The organism is Candidatus Villigracilis saccharophilus, assembly GCF_016711665.1.
The window spans coordinates 16,322-35,437 of the sequence record NZ_JADJSO010000006.1; the positions used below are offsets into that span (position 1 = coordinate 16,322).

19 protein-coding genes are annotated in these 19,116 nt (G+C 46.1%); 11 read left to right on the forward strand and 8 right to left on the reverse strand.

What is annotated here, in order from left to right; translation table 11 throughout:
- Positions 1 to 60: 60 nt before the first annotated feature.
- The 7 genes from IPL17_RS03045 to IPL17_RS03075 all read left to right on the forward strand — a co-directional run bounded on the left by IPL17_RS03045 (position 61) and on the right by IPL17_RS03075 (position 7,176).
- Positions 61 to 1,224 (forward strand): response regulator, encoded by a 1,164-nt coding sequence (locus tag IPL17_RS03045; protein WP_345305606.1) that lies wholly within the window; start codon positions 61 to 63, stop codon positions 1,222 to 1,224.
- Positions 1,221 to 1,997 (forward strand): NAD-dependent deacylase, encoded by a 777-nt coding sequence (locus tag IPL17_RS03050; RefSeq protein WP_345305607.1) that lies wholly within the window; start codon positions 1,221 to 1,223, stop codon positions 1,995 to 1,997. The genes IPL17_RS03045 and IPL17_RS03050 overlap by 4 nt, the downstream gene beginning before the upstream one ends.
- On the forward strand, positions 1,990 to 3,219 hold the full coding sequence (locus IPL17_RS03055; protein ID WP_345305608.1) for an ATP-binding protein: 1,230 nt from the start codon (positions 1,990 to 1,992) through the stop codon (positions 3,217 to 3,219). The genes IPL17_RS03050 and IPL17_RS03055 overlap by 8 nt, the downstream gene beginning before the upstream one ends.
- A gap of 74 nt (positions 3,220 to 3,293) precedes the next feature.
- Positions 3,294 to 3,884 carry an FHA domain-containing protein gene (locus IPL17_RS03060; protein ID WP_345305609.1) on the forward strand — a complete coding sequence of 197 codons (591 nt, stop codon included), beginning with the start codon at positions 3,294 to 3,296 and terminating at the stop codon, positions 3,882 to 3,884.
- 110 nt (positions 3,885 to 3,994) lie between these two features.
- Positions 3,995 to 5,209: an AI-2E family transporter gene (locus tag IPL17_RS03065; RefSeq protein ID WP_345305610.1), complete on the forward strand. Its 1,215-nt coding sequence runs from the start codon at positions 3,995 to 3,997 to the stop codon at positions 5,207 to 5,209.
- An 81-nt stretch (positions 5,210 to 5,290) separates the two neighbouring features.
- A complete protein-coding gene (locus IPL17_RS03070; RefSeq protein ID WP_345305611.1) occupies positions 5,291 to 5,473 on the forward strand; it encodes a hypothetical protein in 183 nt (60 codons plus the stop codon).
- Positions 5,474 to 6,060: 587 nt separating this feature from the next.
- On the forward strand, positions 6,061 to 7,176 hold the full coding sequence (locus tag IPL17_RS03075) for a hypothetical protein (RefSeq protein ID WP_345305612.1): 1,116 nt from the start codon (positions 6,061 to 6,063) through the stop codon (positions 7,174 to 7,176).
- Between the two features lie 149 nt (positions 7,177 to 7,325).
- Here IPL17_RS03075 and IPL17_RS03080 read toward each other — a convergent pair whose 3' ends face one another.
- The 4 genes from IPL17_RS03080 to IPL17_RS03095 all read right to left on the reverse strand — a co-directional run bounded on the left by IPL17_RS03080 (position 7,326) and on the right by IPL17_RS03095 (position 10,538).
- On the reverse strand, positions 7,326 to 7,634 hold the full coding sequence (locus tag IPL17_RS03080; protein WP_345305613.1) for an EscU/YscU/HrcU family type III secretion system export apparatus switch protein: 309 nt from the start codon (positions 7,632 to 7,634) through the stop codon (positions 7,326 to 7,328).
- A gap of 1 nt (position 7,635) precedes the next feature.
- Positions 7,636 to 8,640, reverse strand: a complete 1,005-nt coding sequence (locus tag IPL17_RS03085; RefSeq protein ID WP_345305614.1) for a hypothetical protein — start codon at positions 8,638 to 8,640, stop codon at positions 7,636 to 7,638.
- A gap of 345 nt (positions 8,641 to 8,985) precedes the next feature.
- Positions 8,986 to 9,777: a hypothetical protein gene (locus IPL17_RS03090; RefSeq protein ID WP_345305615.1), complete on the reverse strand. Its 792-nt coding sequence runs from the start codon at positions 9,775 to 9,777 to the stop codon at positions 8,986 to 8,988.
- Positions 9,778 to 9,869: 92 nt separating this feature from the next.
- Positions 9,870 to 10,538, reverse strand: a complete 669-nt coding sequence (locus tag IPL17_RS03095; protein ID WP_345305616.1) for a M23 family metallopeptidase — start codon at positions 10,536 to 10,538, stop codon at positions 9,870 to 9,872.
- Positions 10,539 to 10,828: 290 nt separating this feature from the next.
- Between IPL17_RS03095 and IPL17_RS03100 the strand changes: the two genes are divergently transcribed.
- The 3 genes from IPL17_RS03100 to IPL17_RS03110 are packed head-to-tail and all read left to right on the forward strand — an operon-like array spanning position 10,829 to position 14,392.
- Entirely contained in the window at positions 10,829 to 12,481 is a 1,653-nt protein-coding gene (locus tag IPL17_RS03100) for a hypothetical protein (protein WP_345305617.1), read from the forward strand.
- 1 nt (position 12,482) lies between these two features.
- Complete coding sequence (locus IPL17_RS03105) at positions 12,483 to 13,556, forward strand: hypothetical protein (RefSeq protein WP_345305618.1); 1,074 nt, start codon at positions 12,483 to 12,485, stop codon at positions 13,554 to 13,556.
- 14 nt (positions 13,557 to 13,570) lie between these two features.
- Positions 13,571 to 14,392, forward strand: a complete 822-nt coding sequence (locus IPL17_RS03110; protein WP_345305619.1) for an SUMF1/EgtB/PvdO family nonheme iron enzyme — start codon at positions 13,571 to 13,573, stop codon at positions 14,390 to 14,392.
- Positions 14,393 to 14,408: 16 nt separating this feature from the next.
- Here the strand turns inward: IPL17_RS03110 and IPL17_RS03115 are convergent, their stop codons facing one another.
- The 4 genes from IPL17_RS03115 to IPL17_RS03130 form a co-directional block, all read right to left on the reverse strand.
- Entirely contained in the window at positions 14,409 to 16,040 is a 1,632-nt protein-coding gene (locus IPL17_RS03115; RefSeq protein ID WP_345305620.1) for an ATP-binding protein, read from the reverse strand.
- A gap of 240 nt (positions 16,041 to 16,280) precedes the next feature.
- Positions 16,281 to 17,057 (reverse strand): response regulator transcription factor, encoded by a 777-nt coding sequence (locus IPL17_RS03120; RefSeq protein WP_345305621.1) that lies wholly within the window; start codon positions 17,055 to 17,057, stop codon positions 16,281 to 16,283.
- A 409-nt stretch (positions 17,058 to 17,466) separates the two neighbouring features.
- A complete protein-coding gene (locus IPL17_RS03125) occupies positions 17,467 to 17,679 on the reverse strand; it encodes a cold-shock protein (protein WP_345305622.1) in 213 nt (70 codons plus the stop codon).
- Between the two features lie 283 nt (positions 17,680 to 17,962).
- A complete protein-coding gene (locus tag IPL17_RS03130) occupies positions 17,963 to 18,526 on the reverse strand; it encodes a hypothetical protein (RefSeq protein ID WP_345305623.1) in 564 nt (187 codons plus the stop codon).
- Positions 18,527 to 18,607: 81 nt separating this feature from the next.
- Here IPL17_RS03130 and IPL17_RS03135 point away from each other — a divergent pair, with 81 nt between their 5' ends.
- Entirely contained in the window at positions 18,608 to 18,946 is a 339-nt protein-coding gene (locus IPL17_RS03135) for a toll/interleukin-1 receptor domain-containing protein (protein ID WP_345305624.1), read from the forward strand.
- Positions 18,947 to 19,116: the final 170 nt, after the last annotated feature.

Here is a 19,116-nt window from a genome sequence, read left to right on the forward strand (position 1 = left end):
ATACCGTTATTAATCCGTTATAATCATTTATATTGAAATTATTCAAGCGAAGAGGCAAAAATGGCTGAAAAAATTCTGATCGTAGACGACGATGTAGACACGCTGCGACTTGTCGGTTTGATGTTGCAAAGACAAGGCTATGAGATCAGCGCCGCATCGAACGGTTCACAGGGTTTGGCAAAAGCGCTGGAAGAACGCCCGGATCTGATCCTATTGGATGTAATGATGCCTGATATGGATGGGTATGAAGTCACTCGCCGCCTGCGAAAAAACCCGGTAACCGTAGCGATACCCATTTTAATGTTTACAGCAAAAACTCAACTGGATGACAAGGTAACAGGCTTTGAAGTCGGAGCAGATGATTACCTGACCAAGCCAACCCACCCCACAGAATTACAGTCGCATGTAAAAGCATTGCTTGCGCGCGCTGTACACAAAGAACCAAAAGATATTGTTACCGCTTCGCCTGAGCAACACGGCTACGTGATAGGAGTACTTTCTGCGCGCGGCGGGTTGGGCGTATCTTCACTGGCGGCCAATCTGGCGGCAGGCATCTTTACCCGTACCCAATCAGATGTGATTCTAGCAGAGCTAACCCCCGGTCAGGGTGCATTTGGCATCAATTTTGATGTGCCGACTCAAAAGGGGTTGACTGAAATTTTGCAAGGCAGTGTTGTGGAAGTGACGCGCGAAAAAGTACAAGCTTCACTAGTGCCCCACACTTCCGGGATTAAACTTTTCCTCGCCTCTGATAATCCGCGTGATATAACCCTGACCTCACAAGTGACAAATTACGAAGCGCTGGTTTCACGCCTCTCTTCACTCGCCCGCTTCATTGTTCTGGACCTGGGAACTGGCCTGCCAACCTTTGTACAAAAAATCCTCCCAATGTGCGCGGAACGAATTATCGTCATGGAAGGCACGCCAAGCACAATCCAACACACAAAAATGTTGATCGACAACATCGTAGACATGCACATTGACCGTAAGAGCATAAGCGTGGTTTTGAACAATCGTCAGCGCTCTGAAGCGCAAATGTCATGGACTCAGGTCCAGGAAAAATTGGGACATTCGATTGCGAGTACGCTCACACCCGCGCCGGAATTATTCCTGCAGGCTGAACGTATGCAGACACCCGCTGTTATGTGCCAGCCGACAAACATGACATCCCAGCAATTCCTCAAAATTGCCGACACCCTTATAGAGCGCGAAAAGGCGCAATGATCCAGTTTTCGCCTCAGACGCAGACAAATATTGATTTCGCGGCAGATCTATTCCGTCAATCAAAACATGCTGTAGTACTGACAGGCGCCGGACTCTCCACCCCATCTGGTATTCCGGATTTCCGCTCCACCGGAACAGGCTTGTGGTCAAGCGATGAACCGATGGAGGTTGCTTCGCTGCATACGTTTCGTACACATCCAGAGAAATTTTTCCAATGGTTTCGTCCGCTGGCCAATCAAATTTATTACGCGCAGCCTAATCCGGCACACACCGCCCTGGCTGAACTGGAAAAAGCGGGTCGCATATCTTGTATCATTACTCAAAACATAGACGTACTTCACCAGAAGGCCGGCTCAATTGGCGTGATTGAAATGCACGGAACAATGAAAACCTTGACCTGCACCCAGTGTTATCATCGCGTAGACGCGGAATTTCACCTCGCGTCATTTGTTGAAAAGGGAGAGATTCCTCATTGCCCAAAATGCGGTCAGGTTCTGAAGCCGGATGTGATCCTGTTTGGTGAACAACTTCCCCAGGCGGCATGGTTCAAAGCGCAGCGGGAAGCGCGTCAATGTGACCTGATGCTGGTGGCTGGTTCCTCTTTGGAAGTCCTGCCGGTCGCCGGCCTGCCGATGCAGGCGCTGGATCGCGGCGCACATCTTATCATTATCAATAATACACAAACCTATCTAAACGTCCGTGCAGATGTCACGATCCTTGAGGACGTGGCAATGATCATTCCTGCAATTACAGAGAGAGTTCTCAATGGCTGAAATAAAAACCCAACGTCTGGATGGCTATCGTCGTTTGATCGATATTGCGCGCGACCTTGCATCCACCCTTGATCTGGACATTCTTCTATCACGCATCGTACATGCTGCCGCAGAGATCAGCGGGGCCGAGGCCGCCTCTATCCTGTTATATGACGACACTTCACAAAAATTATATTTTCAGGTCTCAACGAACCTGGATGCATCCACCCAGCGCGGGCTGGTCGTTCCACTGGAAGGCAGTATTGCGGGCTGGATCGTACTCAACCGTCAGGCTGTTCGCATTGTCAACGCGCATGATGACGCACGCTTTTTTTCGAATATCGAGCAGGCCACTGGTTATTCCACGCAATCGATCCTTGGAATTCCCCTGGTCACGAAGAATAAAATCGTGGGCGTACTGGAGGCGATCAACAAACACAGAGGCAAATTCACGGACACTGACGAATCGATGCTGCTGGTGTTGGGAGCGCAAGCCGCTGTCGCGATCGAAAATGCCCGCCTGTTCCAACAATCAGATCTAATCGCCGAATTTGTCCATGAATTACGCACGCCGCTATCCTCCCTGAGCACTGCCACGTATTTACTTTTGCGGCCGGAAATGTCCCAGGACCAGCGCGATCAGATCATCAATAATATCCATAACGAAACCATCCGCCTGAACGCGCTCGCTTCATCCTTCCTGGATCTAGCGAGGCTTGAGTCGGGCCGCGTGCAATTCCGCAAGAACTCGTTTAGCATCGCGGATTTGATGTATGAGTGCAAGGATGTAATGTCGACCAAAGCTGCTGAAGACAACATCCAGATCCGCGTGGAATCGCCTGAAAGGCTGCCTCTGCTCGAAGCTGATCGCGATAAGATCAAACAAGTGTTGTTGAATTTATTGAGTAATGCCATTAAATACAATCGCCCCAATGGTTCGGTCATGCTGCGCGCAGAGGAAACTGAAAAGGATATTGCATTCTATATTCAAGATACCGGGCTCGGCATCCCCGAAGAATCTTTACCGCACTTGTTTGAAAAATTCTTCCGCGTTCGTGAAAACGAATCACGCATTGCCGGCACGGGCCTCGGGCTTTCCATATGCAAACAGATCATCCAGGGGCACAACGGACGCATCGAAGTAAAAAGCAAGACCGGTGTTGGAACAGTATTTGTAGTTTACCTGCCGCATGGAAGGCGCGTTACAGAAACCGCTGATAATAAACAGAGTAAAAAAAAGTAATGATTTGACTTTTTTTTGCTAAACTTGTAAACTAGAAAAAAACACATCATTTGTCATTATCGCTGGAGGAAAAGATGTCTCAATTTCAATTTGTAATGCGATCGGGGCCAACGCCCGGCATAATCTTCCCACTAGAAGGAGATCAGATCCATATTGGAAGAGACGCCTCCAACGGAGTCGCGATCAACGACGCGGAAATCTCACGCAAACACTCCCGCCTTTCATTTCAAGGTGGAAAATATGTGCTTGAAGATCTTGGCTCCACCAACGGCACTTTTGTAAATGGTCAAAGACTTGCCGGTCCAGTGGTGCTCAAACCCGGCGATGTAGTTTCACTGGGCGAGCATATCGTACTAATGTACGATGCGATCAATATGGATCCTGGCGCCACAGTGGCTGTATCACGCAAAGCCACACGGATTGAGCCGCCGCCTGTACAGGCATCCGTGCCTGCATACATTCCCCCAATTCCAGCCTCATCTGCTTCCCCATCCACGCCTTTCAAAAAGACAAATATGGCCCCCATTATTATTGGCATTGTGGTCTTTCTGTTTATTTGTATCTGTATCAGCACCTTTGTCTGGGTGGACGCGACTTTTCGCTGGTGTGTATTCCCATTTAGTATCATCGCTGAGATTTTAAGGGGTTCTGGAGCTTGTCCGTAAACTTCTTTTTCTCTTCAAACAAACCCGCGAGCCCAAACTCGCGGGTTTGTTGTTTTATGTTGTAAAATCACTTATCTTTGATAGAATCAAACAAAAATGGAAAAGTTACCATGACCGAATCAAAAGGCCTCTCCTCTCCATCCTGGGGAACGAACACAAAACTCGTTGTTGCCCTCACCATTGTTGTGATCATTGGTGCATTATTGGTTAAATTCCAATTTATCCTCACGCCCCTGTTGATCGCACTTGTATTGGCCTACCTGTTCCAACCGCTTGCTGATTTTATTCAGCGCAAATTGCATTTTTCATGGAGCGCATCTGTTGCTGTGATCTACGTAGTTATTATCATCCTGTTGCTAGGGTTGCTAACTCTTGGCGGCGTGGGATTGGTACAACAAATTCAAAGTCTCGTTGCTATCATACAGGATGCCATTACCACCCTGCCGCAGCTCATTGAAAAAATTTCCGGCCAGGTTTATCAATTTGGCCCGTTCAAACTGGATTTCCGCGCATTGGATCTGAGCACCATCAGCAGCCAGATACTCGGCGTAGTGCAGTCGCTATTAAGCCAGACTGGCACATTAGTAGGGTCAGTTGCAGGGAGTGCAGCCAACTTCCTCGGCTGGACCTTGTTCGTGATCCTTGTTTCATATTTTGTGCTCGCTGAAAGCGGTGGGTTACGCGGTCAATTCATTACCATTGATGTCCCAAACTACAAACTCGACTTTGAACGCCTTTCCCGCGAACTGGGACGCACATGGAACGCCTTTTTGCGCGGGCAGATCATCATCTTCATACTCGCAGTCACAGTCTATTCCGTTGTACTTAGCATCCTTGGGGTGCGCTACGCCATCAGCCTTGCATTCCTGGCCGGCCTTGCCCGCTTTGTCCCTTATATTGGTCCCGCTATTAACTGGATCGTGCTTGTTCTGGTTACTTTCTTTCAGGTATATAAACTGTTTGGACTATCACCCTTTTATTACACACTCATCGTGCTCATCACCGCACTGCTCATTGACCAGATCTTTGACAATATAATTTCGCCGCGCATTCTGTCTGACGCCCTAAAAGTGCATCCGGCCGCGGTACTCGTTGCCGCCATTGTCGCGGCTAATTTGTTCGGCATCGTTGGCGTGGTCGTCGCCGCACCGATCCTCGCCACTGCTGCGCTTTTATGGAAATACACCATGCGGAAAATGCTGGATTTAGATCCCTGGCCCGAAGAGGAACAGCGCCAGCCGCCGCCGCCGATCGGATCGAGATTTATCGTTTCAATCCGCCGATTCATACGGCGACTTGGCCTGTTCCAGCATCAGGAAAAGTGATCGCCCCGTTACATTTGTAATTCGTGGCTACGATAGTGTCCACATTCGCAGAACAATCAGAAGCATCTTAAGGAGAATCCCATGAGCAACAAAAATGATGAACCCCGCACCAGCACCATAGCAGAGACCGAAAACTTCATTGCCTGGAAAGCCGAGGAACCGGACGGCGAAGTCACCTATCACATTGAATTAAGCAGTGTTACTGTTCATTTCTTTGAAGAAGAATGGAACGAATTCCTCCAACTCGCACAGGAATTGAAGTAAAAAATAAACGGGACGATAAGCTTACTTTATCGTCCCGTTTAAATATTGTTTCTGGTATTTAACGTGCGCTTTATAAATACACGCTTGTTTCTTGCAGGGGTATTGAGTATTCTTTTTAGCTATTATTCACTTGGTTACATAAGCAATTTTTATTCCACATATTTTGAGATCACCCTGCTCACGCTCCTGGTCCATTCAGGCATGAGTATATTTTTTTATTATGTATCAGGCAGGGCCAGGAGACTACTCCAAAACAGTCCGGTTGATTTTGGAATCATCACCACCCTGTTCATTATATGTTCCATCTTCGCGCTGACCCTGTATAAAATGGCGGGACAGTTCACCAGCCTTTTTGACGCGTCATACTTTTTGCTTGAAAAACCCCAACTCATTTATTTTATTCTTGCGGTTATTCCCGCCCTCCCAATTTCAACATGGCTTTTATCCCCTGCCCGTCATAACAAACTAAAACAAACTTTAGTCTTTGAATTTATAAAAAACAATCTGCCCGGCCTGCTTATTTCGGTCTCTTTTTCTTTTCAACATACCTGCTCCTCGCATCCATTTTCAACCGGCCCGCCTTTGACGTGGATGATATTTTCTTCGACACCGACGGCTTGCTTTGGCGGACACGCTTCACAACACCCGCATTTGAGGATTATTACTGGCGTTCAGTTCATCCCTTCGTCTTGTTAGTAATCAGACCATTGGTAACATTGACCGGGTTTTTCCTAAAGGGGGATAAGCTCGCCGCCGCGTTTGTTCTGGTGGCATTATCGGGCGCACTATGTGTTTTTCTGACTTGGTATTTTGTAAAACATACGATCGGGAATTCACTTTATGCCTTATTGATCGCCACGCTTCTTGGCGCTTCTGCCTCGCACCTAGTCTTTGGTTCGTTGATCGAAACTTATATTTTTCTTTCCGCGACCGCCCTGATCTTCCTGGTGCTATTGCTCAAAGACAGACCATTATTCGTGTTGATCATTACCGGCGCTGTTTCGTTTGGGATCACGATCACAAACTTTGCTCAAACTGTGATCGCCTTTATTTTTGTCAAGCGGAATTTCAAACAATGGGTCAGATATGGCCTGATTGTCGCCGCGTTGACTGTCCCATTATCTCTCCTCAATAATTTTATCTACCCTGATTCACAGCCATACTTTTTCACCCCTTCCAGCCTTAACGCAGAAACCGGGAATACCTTTGTTCCCTCGCTTGGACGAGCCTCGGCGATCCTGCGCGTTATGTCCCTTCACAGCATTGTCGCACCTGACCCATTAATTCTTCAGGAGGAAATTCCCTTCCTGAAAGTATGGATGTTCAAAGCTGACCCGCTGCGGTTGAGTAAATACGAATCTTTGTTCGGCAAATCACTCGCGTATTTCTGGCTTGGACTGATACTGCTCGGCGCATTTCTCTTCTTGAAAAACATTAAAAGAGAAGACAACCGTTTCTCTTTTGCCTTGATCTGTATTCTGATTTTCAATTTCACACTTCATCTGCGTTATGGCAAAGACCTCTTCCTTTACTCAGCCAATTGGACATACGCCATTATTCTTTTTCTCGCGCTCGCATGGAAAGAAATTGCGGATAAAAAATGGTTTCAGGTTGTTCTGCTTATTTTTCTTGGGCTTCTTTTGGCCAACAATTCCCGCTTGATCTTTACCATGCTAAGCACGGCCGCAATGCATATTAAATAAAAATTTAACTTAACTTGAGTTTAGAATTCCAAAAAAACTTGTCTGCGAATTTACGCGAATTGGTTAATAATTCGCGCAGATTAGTGAAAAATATTGAGATGACAAGTATTTTTACCAATCGACTCTAAACTTAATATTAAAAGTCTTGATTATTTTTTATATTTGTCTGCCACACGATAAATGTAAGCCAATACTTCAGCCACCACCCGATAAAGTTCCTCAGGGATTTCTTCACCGAGATTTACATTGGATAGTGCGGCAGTCAGTGCCGCATCTTCATAGATCGAAATGTTATGTTTCTTTGCTTCAGCCAGAATTTGCTCTGCCACTTTGCGTTGCCCACTCGCAACCACTCTCGGAGCGCCGCCCCTTTCGGGGTCGTACTGTAATGCGGTTGCCATCAAAGGCTTTTCATCATTATCCAACTGACGGGAAATTTTGAACCGTTTATAAGCCAACTCACACCTCAATGTTCACGGTCATCAAAGTATCACCCGATAATGCCTTCGTAATTCCGCCAAATGGCTGGGGATTGCCCACGCCAATTTGAACATCTTTCAGGTTATAACCAAGTGATTGGAGAGCATCCGTAAAGGAAGGCAGTTCACTCTGAGCATGATCGCACCATAAAGGATCTGACGCCATCATCGAAGTTCGAATTTGCTTGCCGACCAGTGAAAGATCTACCTCAACCGTTTCGCCCGGACTCAACTCCACCTGAATGACCAAACGGGTATAGGCTGGGTTAATTTTGTCAGAATCCGCTTTGGATTCATGGGCAATCCGTATATGTGCGGATGAGGATTTTTCTTCCGTTTTTTGCCGGGCGCTCTGTATCATAAAACCAATCTCAGTCCATACACCACTTCCAGGAATTGGATCGGGCTTAACATTCATAAACTGATTTTGGCGAATATTGACAAGAAATTCCTTGACGGCTTCGGCCCCCTCTTTTTGTCCGAACTGTTCAAGCATTTTTTGTAATCGAACCAGAGTTATCAGACTTTTTTCGGGGAATAGCCCTTTTGGATTTTGAGATTGTTCCAATAAAAAACTTTCCAAAGATCTGCCTAATAAATCCACTGAGGCCTTGAGCTGTTCGGTCAATTGGGACGGTTCTCCATCCCCATTGATAATCACTGCGTTTAAGGTCTGTAGATTCAACTTTAACTGTTTCAGAAGTTCTGGTGGTAAATCCTGTTGCATTAGGCGGGATAGCATTGTGATCAAGCCCGAGACTGATTCGCCAGTTTTCGCAGCCTGATGCGATGCCAATTTCAGGCTCTCTGCCGTCACTGGCAACCCCGCAGCTTTCATGGCAGCCGCCATTTCAGCATCTGCCTCACCCCATGAGCCGTATTCTGAAAGAGCGCCAGATAGTTCATTGAGGAGTTTGGCGGTAACCGGCAAATGTTGCTTGAGTACCGAGCGCGCCATCATCAGGTTATTGACCGTCACAGGCATGTTGTTCTGCTCAAGCAGGCGCAAAGCGAGTTCAGGTCCATTCGGGACATTTCCAGCTGATGGTGATTGAGTTTGATCGTTCTTTACAAACTTTAGCGTTACCACCTGATCAGTCAACTGTGTAACTATAAATTGAGCTGTGCGCTGGGACAGCAAGGCAGCCGCCTGATCTGCGGAAGTTAGTTGTGCCACCACAGGGTGCCCTTCGATCGATAAGATTGCAGTGGTCCCCGTCACTGATAATACCTGGGCCGTTACACGCTGAAATGACCGAAGCCCAACCTCTTGGTCAGCAACAGTATTGATCGGCGAAACTGGGAGAGGACCGGGAAAACTCATTTCATACTATTTTTTGAGACTATACAATTCATCAGATAATACGCGCAAATCCTGAATGATCTCTGATTGGCGCTGCGAAATATACTGCAAGATCACCGTGCGGCTCAGGTCTTTGAAAAACAATTTTGCGCTGACCCTGTAGCGTTTCAAATGGAACTCGGGATGGACCGCAATGACCATCCCCCGGGCAGTAATAACAATATTGCCATCCTGCCCTTCGTGGGGATTTGTACGCAGGGGCATACTTAATTTTCTATTTTCGATACTCGGCTTCTGTGTAAGTTTTTTCAATTTTTGTGACGCGGAATCTGGAAGCGAAATGGTCATGGTAAGACCAGTACCGGGTTGAGACAATCTCGCGGGGAACATGTATGTCTCAAAATAAACACTTGCCCCGCCTGCTGATATATCAGCCAAAGGGGCAAGAATCTCGGATGCAGACCCATTAAATTGGATGGCAACGATCAGCGGCTCGTTAGGCTCGACTCGAATCTGCCCACGGCTTCCAATATTATTTTTCACCGCTTCAAAATTCGAAAATATGGCATTTTCCTTTGCCAGATTCAAACTCATTACCTGCGACCGGATAATAAAAGGTAATTCCTCCACTTGCAAATAGGATTCGCCTTGATAATATAAACATGCGATCTGATGTTTATTACTGCGCATCTGAATCTCGGAATCCCCGATAGAATCTATGCTGGTTTCATAAGAGATTGGCAGGCCCTTATAAATATTCAACATCTTGATCTCAGATCGCTTTTGGGCAAGCTGTCTTAATACTTGTAATAGGTCCATGTTGGATGTCAATCGGGCGCTCTCAATTGTGCGGTCATGAATTAGATTACCTGCACATCTGTATTACCTATTTTATGCAGGACTGATCTTCTTTATGCAAAGGAACCCAAGGTCGTCGAAGTGGGATCAACAGGAACATTGTTTTTTCGTATTTCATAATGCAAATGTGGTCCAGTCGAGTTTCCAGTATTTCCTGAAAGGCCAATCGTCGTCCCGGCACGCACAGTATCACCCACTGATACAGGAATACTGGAAAGATGGGCATAGTACGTTCTATAGCCGCCATTCTCTACAATAACGAGATTCCCATATCCTTGATTATTCCAGCCTGCATGCACAACCTTGCCATCCATGGTCGATTCTATTGGAGTGCCTACCGGAATACCAAAGTCCAATCCATTATGTCCAGGGTGATAGTTCTGGGTTAATACTCCTCCTACGGGGCGACCGGAAGGTTCAATTTTACTTCCCTGGTTGAATAAATCTTTTTGCTGCACAGTCCCTGCTGGCGTTTCCTGCTCGACCAATCCCTCCACCAATTTTTCAAGCAAGGTGATCATCATGAGAGGAGCCATCAAATCACTAAGCCCGGAACTGTTTTGTTGACCTGAAGACAAACCACCGCTCGTCATCATCATGGTGGAAAGGATTTCTTTGAACGAGGAGAGCATGTCATTCGAAGACGATTCGGCAGCATTGGGCTGAGCAGTCATTCCCGAAAGATTGTACGTGGATGGTATTTGACCAACATTATTTGTCATGATGTGCAATTCTATTGTTAATGCCGGGAAATGTAAGTAAATGGCACATAAAATCGATATTATTTGTGCATAAATTCTTTTATCCCATCTTTACGCAATATTCAGAAAGGGTTTATAGGATATATTTTATTAATAAACTATACTAAACACGCAGTTGATGAATCACGACCCTATATCTATAAAAGCCACCCTACACATTGCGGCAGAAACCATGCACCCGTTTCGAAGTGCTATGATTTGGATAAAAATTCAGCGTCATGAAACGATCTTAAGCTCAATTGGTGAACCTGATGAAACCAGAATTAAAAGTAAGAAAAATATTAGGTAAAACTTATTTGAACGACAACCGGCTAGCCGATGCGCTGGATGTTTTCAGCAAGATATTGGTGGATTATCCCGATGATCTTGAAACTCTTCACATACTTGGGAATTTTTATTTAGCGAGCGGCGATGGCAAAACTGCAAAAAGCATCTACTTGCACGCTCAACAATTGGATCCGCAAAATAAGACCATCGAGCACCAGATCAGCCTTGCGGAAGAAATTGATGATAAAAACGGAATTGAAGAGCCTATCCCGACCGACCTGCCGGCAGTTGCGCGTTTACTCCAGCGTTTAACTGGAAAAACTCAAATCATCAATGAAAATGATATTCTGCGGGCAGCGCTCTTGCTCGAAAAGATCCTTAATAGTGAAAACCCTGCAGAGTTGGTTTCCAAACATTTGGATGAAATTGACGAGCTCCTCCCGGCACTTATCGAATTGAACATTCGGCAGGCTCATGTCGATGGACGGTCCGAGTTGGCCGAATCATTACGCAGCCTTCAACTTAACATTGATTACCAGTTGGTCGCAAAAGAAGATGGTAAATCCCTGAAAGATGAGAATAATGATTTACCCGCTCTTCAGTTTAATGGAAATATTCTGATGCTTTTGCCGGATATTGAGAAAAAGTCAAACCGGATGACCCTGCTCAAATCGGCATTGGAATCGTACGGTTGCAAGGTTTTAGAAAAGGGAGAATATGTTTCTGGACGGGACCTAAAACCGCACATTGTCATTACAAGTAACCCACATACAAACCCGGCGCTGCTTGAAAGCCTTTCTGCTTTATCGTTTGGAAATACCCCAATCATCGTGGATCTTGACACCGATTTTGAGAAACAGCCGGCCTCTCACCATGAATACAATACAAAAGGATTGGGGAATCAGACAAGGAGCAATGCGTATAATTCCGCAATTTCGATGGCAAGCATGGTTTCTGTGCCGTCCGAGGCGCAAGCTGATTCTTTAAAGGTGTTGGTTGATAATGTCTGCGTCATCCCGGACGGATGGTCTCATCAAAATAAGCTTTGGAATAAAAGCACGCATCCTCGCAGCACCATAAATATTGGGTGGGTGGGCACAAGCGGTCAATTGGAAGACCTGTTGTTTATTCGCCGTTTTATCATCCGGATTGTCCGCGAGTTTCCCAATACCCGCATCGTGATTATCGGCAATCCACAGGCTTATCGTTTATTTGAGAATTTGCCGGAAAATCGACGCATGTATCTGCCGGTTGTTGCGCATGAGGAATTCCCCTACCTATTAAGTCAGATAGATGTCTTATTAGTCCCCTTGCGTAACCTTCCATACAATACCTCTCTAGCCGATACGATCTTGGTGGAAGCCGGCGCAAAGGGAATTCCATGGATCGCGTCTCCAATCTCCTCTTTTCGCCGCTGGCAGGCCGGAGGAATCATCTCTGAGACTCTTGACGAATGGCATCTCAACTTAAGACACCTCATCATGGATGATGAATTTCGCCGCAGCCTGGGGGAGGCGGGTAAACATGCTGCCAGATCCAGGGAAATGAATTATGTGGGAAGGTTATGGTTGGAAGCTATTGACCGCTTAACCAATACAAGTAAAAAAGACGCGTCACACCTGATGGCGGAGCATTAAAGTGGTAATTACCTATATTTATTCAAATTGCCTGACAGATCAGCTTAGAGTCCAATTAAGATGCCGCAACCTGGTTGACGCGATCAATCGAACCGGCTCTCATAGCGCAAACTTATTGGACATAAACTCTTTTGCTCAAAACACGGTGGATGCGCAACTGATGTGTGCAGGTTCTGATATTCTTGTCATTTATCGTTATTTATACGGACCGATTCTTAACGCCCTTCAATACTGGAAGGCGCGTGATAAAAAGGTGATCGTGGATTTTGACCAGGCAGTCAACTTCATGACTGCCGACAAGCCTGAATATTCATTTTGGTTTCATGGGGTGCCTTTGGAAGATTGGACAGCCAAAGATGACACCCCTATTGATCCAAGCCCACTAGAACAATTCAAGTGGGGACTTAATATGGTGGACGCAGCCACCGTATCGTCTACTCGACTCGTGGATGATTGGTCGCAATTTACAAACATTTATCAAATACCAGATTACATAAATACCTACCAATACCCAGTCTTGGATAAGACCCACGAAAATGAAGTCTGGATTGGATTGGGTAATAGCGTAAATTACGACAGCCTTATGAAAAGCGGGCTGTTAGCCGCCATTGAATATGTATGCCAAAAGCGGCCAGAGGCAAAATTAATATTATGTAACCTGGAAAAAGGTCCGGACATGAAATTTGATATTGATCCGGCACAGATAAAGATATATTATCCCCGCTCTTTTGAAGAGTGGGTCACCATTTTACTTAAGTTGGATATTGGGCTCGCGCCTATCCATGGAAATTACGATGTTCGTCTGAGTACAGCGAAACTGCTTGAATTTATGATATCCAAGACCCCATGGATCGCCAGCGAACAATTAACTTTTCATGAACTATTACAATATGGACAATGGGTAAAAAACACCCCAGATGCATGGAAAAATACCATCTTAAGCACTATCGAGCAACTTGACGTTTATCAAAAAAAAGCCGGCAAGGAACCATTTTTATTTGCAATTAGCCAGGATGTGAGCGCGAACATTGATAAAGTACTCAAGATTTATGCTTCCATTATCAATCAATTGTAAAAGGAAGGTATCACATGACTGATTCAAAGTTGAACGCCGAAGGATGGGAAGTAGCCCCCCGAGCTCCCCATAAGATTAAGCCCTCTGTATTGCTTGAAGTTCCAAAGGGGAGTTTCTTAATGGGCACGAGCGACGACAATATTAAACAATTACAGTTAAAAGAATCAGACTGGGCCTATGAATGGTCAGATAACGATCTGTTTGTAGCCGAACAACCACAACATCTGGTCACCTTACCCGCCTTTGAAATTGCTCAATATCCTGTGACCAACGCGGAATATTATACGTTCATCTGGGATCTGGGTCACCGAATTCCACGCAATTGGCCTGGGTATACCTACCCTGAAGGCACTGATGATCATCCTGTAGTTGGAGTGTCCAAGCTTGATGTCGAGGCATATATTCGTTGGTTTAACGAAAAAACCGAATTGAATTATAGACTTCCAACTGAAGCAGAATGGGAACGTGCCGCCCGCGGCGAGGACGGACGGATATTCCCGTGGGGAAATACTTTTGACCCGTGGCGCTGTAACACGGTCGAGAGTGACAAAAAAGGAACCACCCCGGTTGGATCTTATTCTCCAGGCGGGGATAGTGTGTGCGGCGCGGCGGATATGGTTGGTAATGTTTGGGAGTGGACTCAATCGCTGTTTATGCCGTATCCTTACCGCCCTAATACAAACAGAGAAGAAATAAAACCCAATGGACGTTATGTGGTACGAGGCGGGGCCTGGTATTACTCACGCAAACTTGCCCGCTGTGCAGTGCGGGAGGGAGTTTTACCCAATCATCTTTCGCCATCCATGGGATTCCGCCTGGCGCGATCCAGTAGTTGACCAAGACCGAATAGAATCAGGCTTCGTTCCGCTTGATATTGGGTATGATGATGATGAAACTTGTACCATTGTCAGGCTTCGTCTCAAAATGAATATCCCCATGGTGTTCTTTGATCACCTGAAGACTCACAAATAACCCCAAGCCAGTACCGGTGCCGACTTTTTTTGTAGTGAAAAAAGGTTTAAATATTTGCTCTTGATTTTCCGGCAAAATCCCTTTTCCATTATCAGAAAAAATAATTTGGTATTCCTGCTTTTCGTAACGGGTGGAGATCGAAATTACACCCTTTGTTGATTCTATCGCCCCCAAAGCGTTGACTATTAAATTGATCCAAACGCCTATCAATTTGTTTTTGTGGGCGAAAATATTCGGCATCTTATCGTCCAATTCGAGCTTAACTGTTATGGAACGATTTTTTATTTCAAAGCTGACCATTGAAAGCGCATTTTGAATTGTTTCGTTTAAAGAGATCTCTTCGTACTCCTCTCTTTTTTCCTTGCGCGCGCTTTCCAACAGATCACCCACTATTTTCGCGGCGCGAACACCCGCGGTTTCTATCAGCTTAAGCGACTCGATCGTATCCTCATCGGCGCTAGGCAGGTCGCGCAGCAGCAACTGAGCATTGGCAATGATCGCCGCCAGCGGATTATTGATTTCGTGGGCCACATTCGCAGCCAACTGCCCGATCGAGGCCATTTTTTCTGATTGGATCAGTCCTGCTTCCAACACCCATTTTTCGGTGATATCTTCATCAAAAACTATCGCACGATTGATCACATTTGTGCTTTCTCGAATTGGGACGGTTGTAATTTCCCAGTGTACAAATGTTTCCTTTGCGCCCCATTCTCTGAAGTTGCGAACGGACGGCACCCCGTCAAATGCCTCGCCAATACGACAAAGGGCGCATGGAGTGGAGTTCCCAAACAACTTCTCATAACATTTTCTTCCCACGAGCTCATTTGGAGCCTTGCCAATACGGTCGCTGCGTCGGCTGTTTATCGCCAGGATGGTATAAGACCGGTCAACAATGTATACACAGGTGGGGATATTATCAAAAAATGTTCGCAGCGTATTTCGGGAATTCAGGATCTCCCACTGACTCGCTTCCAGGTCTGCCTTGCTGACTATTAATTGACGGTTGTGCTCCACTGAAAATATCGCATTCGCCAATCCCTTAACCATAAGCTGTAAAAATTTACTTCGTCTTTCATCTTCAAAATCAAACTCGGGATTGGTAAATATCATTAACCCCAATGTGGCTTTATCAACACTTAATGGCGCCAGAATAACATCATCAATTGAGTTTGTGAAACTATCATAAATTACGGGGTCAGATTCGAGGACAGAGCGGTTTTTATGATCAAGTACCACCAGGGTATCTGGCACAGCGCTGCAGAGGCGGCTGTCTTTTACCAGAAAAGTACTCTCAGATTTCCAGGTATGTTGAGGACCAAGCAGTTTTTTCACCGCCATATCAGGATTTTCAAAATCAAAAAGAATAAACAGGGCTTCATCTGCTTTAACATATCTGCTGATGCTGCTTACGGCATCCATTTGTATCGTGTTTTGATCGCTATGCTTGTTCTCTTCATTTATTAAAGTTTCAAGAAACATTAGTTCAATTGAATCATATGAAATCTCATGCATTGCAATTCTCCACGAATAGCGTCAGTGTATTAGGGTATATGGGATGTTCAAATAGTCGCTGTTTTTTGCAGTGTCTGCACCCAGCTTTTATGGATGACCAGAAACACAATAGTGACAGAAGGCTGTATTCCCCCGTCGGCATTCCGTCTTATCGTATTCGGATAATTTTCGTGTGCAAAAAAGATCATGGATACCCGTAGTTCGCCTGAACAGCATTCTCAGAACTATTGATCGGGCATCCTATTCATCCGTCTGAATGGTATACCCATATCCTTGAACAGTTTTTATAAAAACTGGATTCTTCGGGTCTTCTTCAATACTTTCGCGAATATTTTTAATGTGAACGCGGACCAGATCCGCGCTGCCTGTATCCGAGGGATAATCCCAAACTTCATCCAGGAGAAGCGAAGGCGAAAAGATCTTATTGGGATGTGTCATCAAATGATATAACAATGTGTATTGGACGGGCGTAAGGCGAAACTTCCCTTTCTTTGGGCTGGAAAACTCGTAGGTGCGCGTGTTTAGGGAATACTCTCCAATACGAATAACCGGATCAACATCTGCCTGTCCGAGCGGACGGGTTTTTCGATCGGCGCTTGAAGAAGTGTTTGTTTCAACTTCAACGGGCTGCTTATTTGAAGGATTGGTTCTGCGGAGGATCGCCTTTACCCTTAAGAGCAGCTCATCCACATTAAAGGGCTTGCCCAGATAATCATCTGCGCCAACGCTCAAACCGACGATCTTATCTTCCACCTTGTTCTTTGCCGTTAAAAAGATGATAGGCACTTCTTTAAGAAACGCGTCGTCCCTCATCTCTTTGCAAACGGTATAACCATCCATACCGGGCATCATGACATCCAGCAATACCAAATCCGGCACTTTGCGTCGCGCAGCCCGCAGACCGGCTATCCCGGTATTGACCACTTGAACGCGGTATTCATTCCCGCGCAGGCAGCGTTCGATTGTTTTTGCGACAATGGCATCATCTTCAATAATTAATATGTTATATGTGGGCATAGTTTCCAACGACCTCAGTTCGATATACGGATACCACAAAAATTATGCAATACATGCAAAAAAGAATCTCAACGAGTGGCTGCCAACACTTTGGATAAGAATATCGGGTTTAAAAATGCTTGAAGTTTGTTTTTTCACAAAAACAATATCAAGTATATTGTAAAAATAGCGTTTGATGGCTTTGAATTATGCCGTTTTGCAGGAATCCTTGTTTCGAACTCAAAATGGAACTTGAATAGACATAAAATCTTAATTAGTATACCGTATTTTTAAGCGTTGTAATGGAAGTGAAATTTAGCCCGTTTGACGTAAATGGGCTTTTATACAATAAGCATCCATTCCTGCAAAGCAGGAATCAAAAACTGCCCGAGGCTTGAGGCCTCGGGCAGTTTTTAGTTTTCAGTGCGAATTAGTTGACGACAACTACGTTAGTAGCCTGCGGACCCTTGGGGCCTTTCTCAACGGTGAATTCTACTTTCTGACCTTCTTCAAGGTTTTTGAAACCGTCACCCTGGATAGCGGAGAAGTGGACGAATACATCTGCGCCACCTTCACGAGCAAGAAAGCCGTAGCCCTTGCTTCCGTTAAACCATTTGACTGTTCCGATAATACGTTCTGACATTGTTTGCCTCCTATGGCAACTTAAAAAATTGGAGGACCCGGTTCTTTCGCCAGAACAGACAAAACAAAACGGCTCATGGACTGTTACCCATGAGCCGATGGTTATACTTCCAAAGCGAACTACTGGTATCCGTGTAGGCCACTACTTTATCACGTGACATCTGATGTGTCAATGAAAAACGAGAGGCGGTCTTCTATAGGCGGGCGGGACTATTCCCCAGGGTTTTATGCTCTGCAAGCTAATGCGGCGCTTTGACAACGAACAAGACTAGATCCAGACGGAGTTATTCCATCCATTGACTTGCAAATCTTAATATTCTCGGCCGGATATAGAACGCGTCCGGGTCCGCCACTGATCGTTTTTGCTTGATCAACTGCATCGCCACGAACGGATCAAATCCCTGGGCGATGAGAACACACGCGCCCATTGCCACCCCGCGGTGACGTCCATAAGCGCAATGCGTGTACACCTTGCCGCCGCCGCGGATCGTTTCCAGCGCGGACCGCGCACCACGCTTCAGCTTTGTTATCGAAATTGGGAAGAACGGACTGTCAATGGAAGGCAGCCACAAGGTTTGTATAGGCTCAGCATGCAGATCAAGCTTCGGCGCAAGCGAGAAACGCATATTAATGATGAGCCGCACGCCCAGCGCGCGCAGTTGTTCGTAGTCACCTTTTGAAGGCATGCTACCAATAAACAGATCATCTGTGATCTCAGAAAAGTTCATGCGGGGAATGGTATCACAGGCGGCTCTTTTATAAAATGGAGAGAATCGCGGAGTGATTGCGGCGATTCGGTTTGGGCTGCTTTTGGGCATGGTGGATTTGATGCCATAATAGACAGGCATCTGCAACGCGGACGGGATATCCCGTCCGTTCTTTAATCGTATAATAGCGAAGACGCTTTTTCATTGCGAGGGCAGGTGGTTATGGCAGATGATTTCAAATACGACGTTTTTATTTCATATAGTTCCGCAAACAAAGATTGGGTGCGGAAGGATTTACTGTCTGCTTTGGAAAAAGCGGGACTGAAAGTCTGCATTGATTTTCGTGATTTTCAAATCGGCAAGCCTGCCATCAAAAATATGCGCGATGGAATTCTGGAAAGCAAACACACGCTTTTGGTTTTGACCGAGGCTTATTTGAAAAGCGGTTGGACGGAATTCGAGAGCCTGATCTCGCAAACGCTTGACCCTGCCAATCGAAAAACTCGCGTTGTGCCAATGCTGAAAGAAAAATGCGACCTGCCGTTGGAAATTTCATGGTAGCCGGGACGGGCCCCCCCCCTGGGCCCCGGGGCGGGAGGGATTTTTGGCGTTGCGGGGGTTTTTTGGGGCGGCGGGGGGGCCCCGGGGGCCAAACCCGGCGTTTTTCTTTCTCCCCCCCGGGGGGGGGCCCCCTTTCGCGGCGCCCCCCCCCCCCCCCCCCCCCCCCCGCC

Coding starts and splice junctions, on each gene's coding strand:
- IPL17_RS03115 (WP_345305620.1), bottom strand. CDS start 16,040: ATGCATGAGATTTCATATGATTCAATTGAACTAATGTTTCTTGAAACT.
- IPL17_RS03050 (WP_345305607.1), top strand. CDS start 1,221: ATGATCCAGTTTTCGCCTCAGACGCAGACAAATATTGATTTCGCGGCA.
- IPL17_RS03130 (WP_345305623.1), bottom strand. CDS start 18,526: ATGCCTGTCTATTATGGCATCAAATCCACCATGCCCAAAAGCAGCCCA.
- IPL17_RS03045 (WP_345305606.1), top strand. CDS start 61: ATGGCTGAAAAAATTCTGATCGTAGACGACGATGTAGACACGCTGCGA.
- IPL17_RS03135 (WP_345305624.1), top strand. CDS start 18,608: ATGGCAGATGATTTCAAATACGACGTTTTTATTTCATATAGTTCCGCA.
- IPL17_RS03070 (WP_345305611.1), top strand. CDS start 5,291: ATGAGCAACAAAAATGATGAACCCCGCACCAGCACCATAGCAGAGACC.
- IPL17_RS03095 (WP_345305616.1), bottom strand. CDS start 10,538: ATGACAAATAATGTTGGTCAAATACCATCCACGTACAATCTTTCGGGA.
- IPL17_RS03100 (WP_345305617.1), top strand. CDS start 10,829: ATGAAACCAGAATTAAAAGTAAGAAAAATATTAGGTAAAACTTATTTG.
- IPL17_RS03110 (WP_345305619.1), top strand. CDS start 13,571: ATGACTGATTCAAAGTTGAACGCCGAAGGATGGGAAGTAGCCCCCCGA.
- IPL17_RS03060 (WP_345305609.1), top strand. CDS start 3,294: ATGTCTCAATTTCAATTTGTAATGCGATCGGGGCCAACGCCCGGCATA.
- IPL17_RS03065 (WP_345305610.1), top strand. CDS start 3,995: ATGACCGAATCAAAAGGCCTCTCCTCTCCATCCTGGGGAACGAACACA.
- IPL17_RS03055 (WP_345305608.1), top strand. CDS start 1,990: ATGGCTGAAATAAAAACCCAACGTCTGGATGGCTATCGTCGTTTGATC.
- IPL17_RS03125 (WP_345305622.1), bottom strand. CDS start 17,679: ATGTCAGAACGTATTATCGGAACAGTCAAATGGTTTAACGGAAGCAAG.
- IPL17_RS03090 (WP_345305615.1), bottom strand. CDS start 9,777: ATGGACCTATTACAAGTATTAAGACAGCTTGCCCAAAAGCGATCTGAG.
- IPL17_RS03085 (WP_345305614.1), bottom strand. CDS start 8,640: ATGCCTGTGACGGTCAATAACCTGATGATGGCGCGCTCGGTACTCAAG.
- IPL17_RS03120 (WP_345305621.1), bottom strand. CDS start 17,057: ATGCCCACATATAACATATTAATTATTGAAGATGATGCCATTGTCGCA.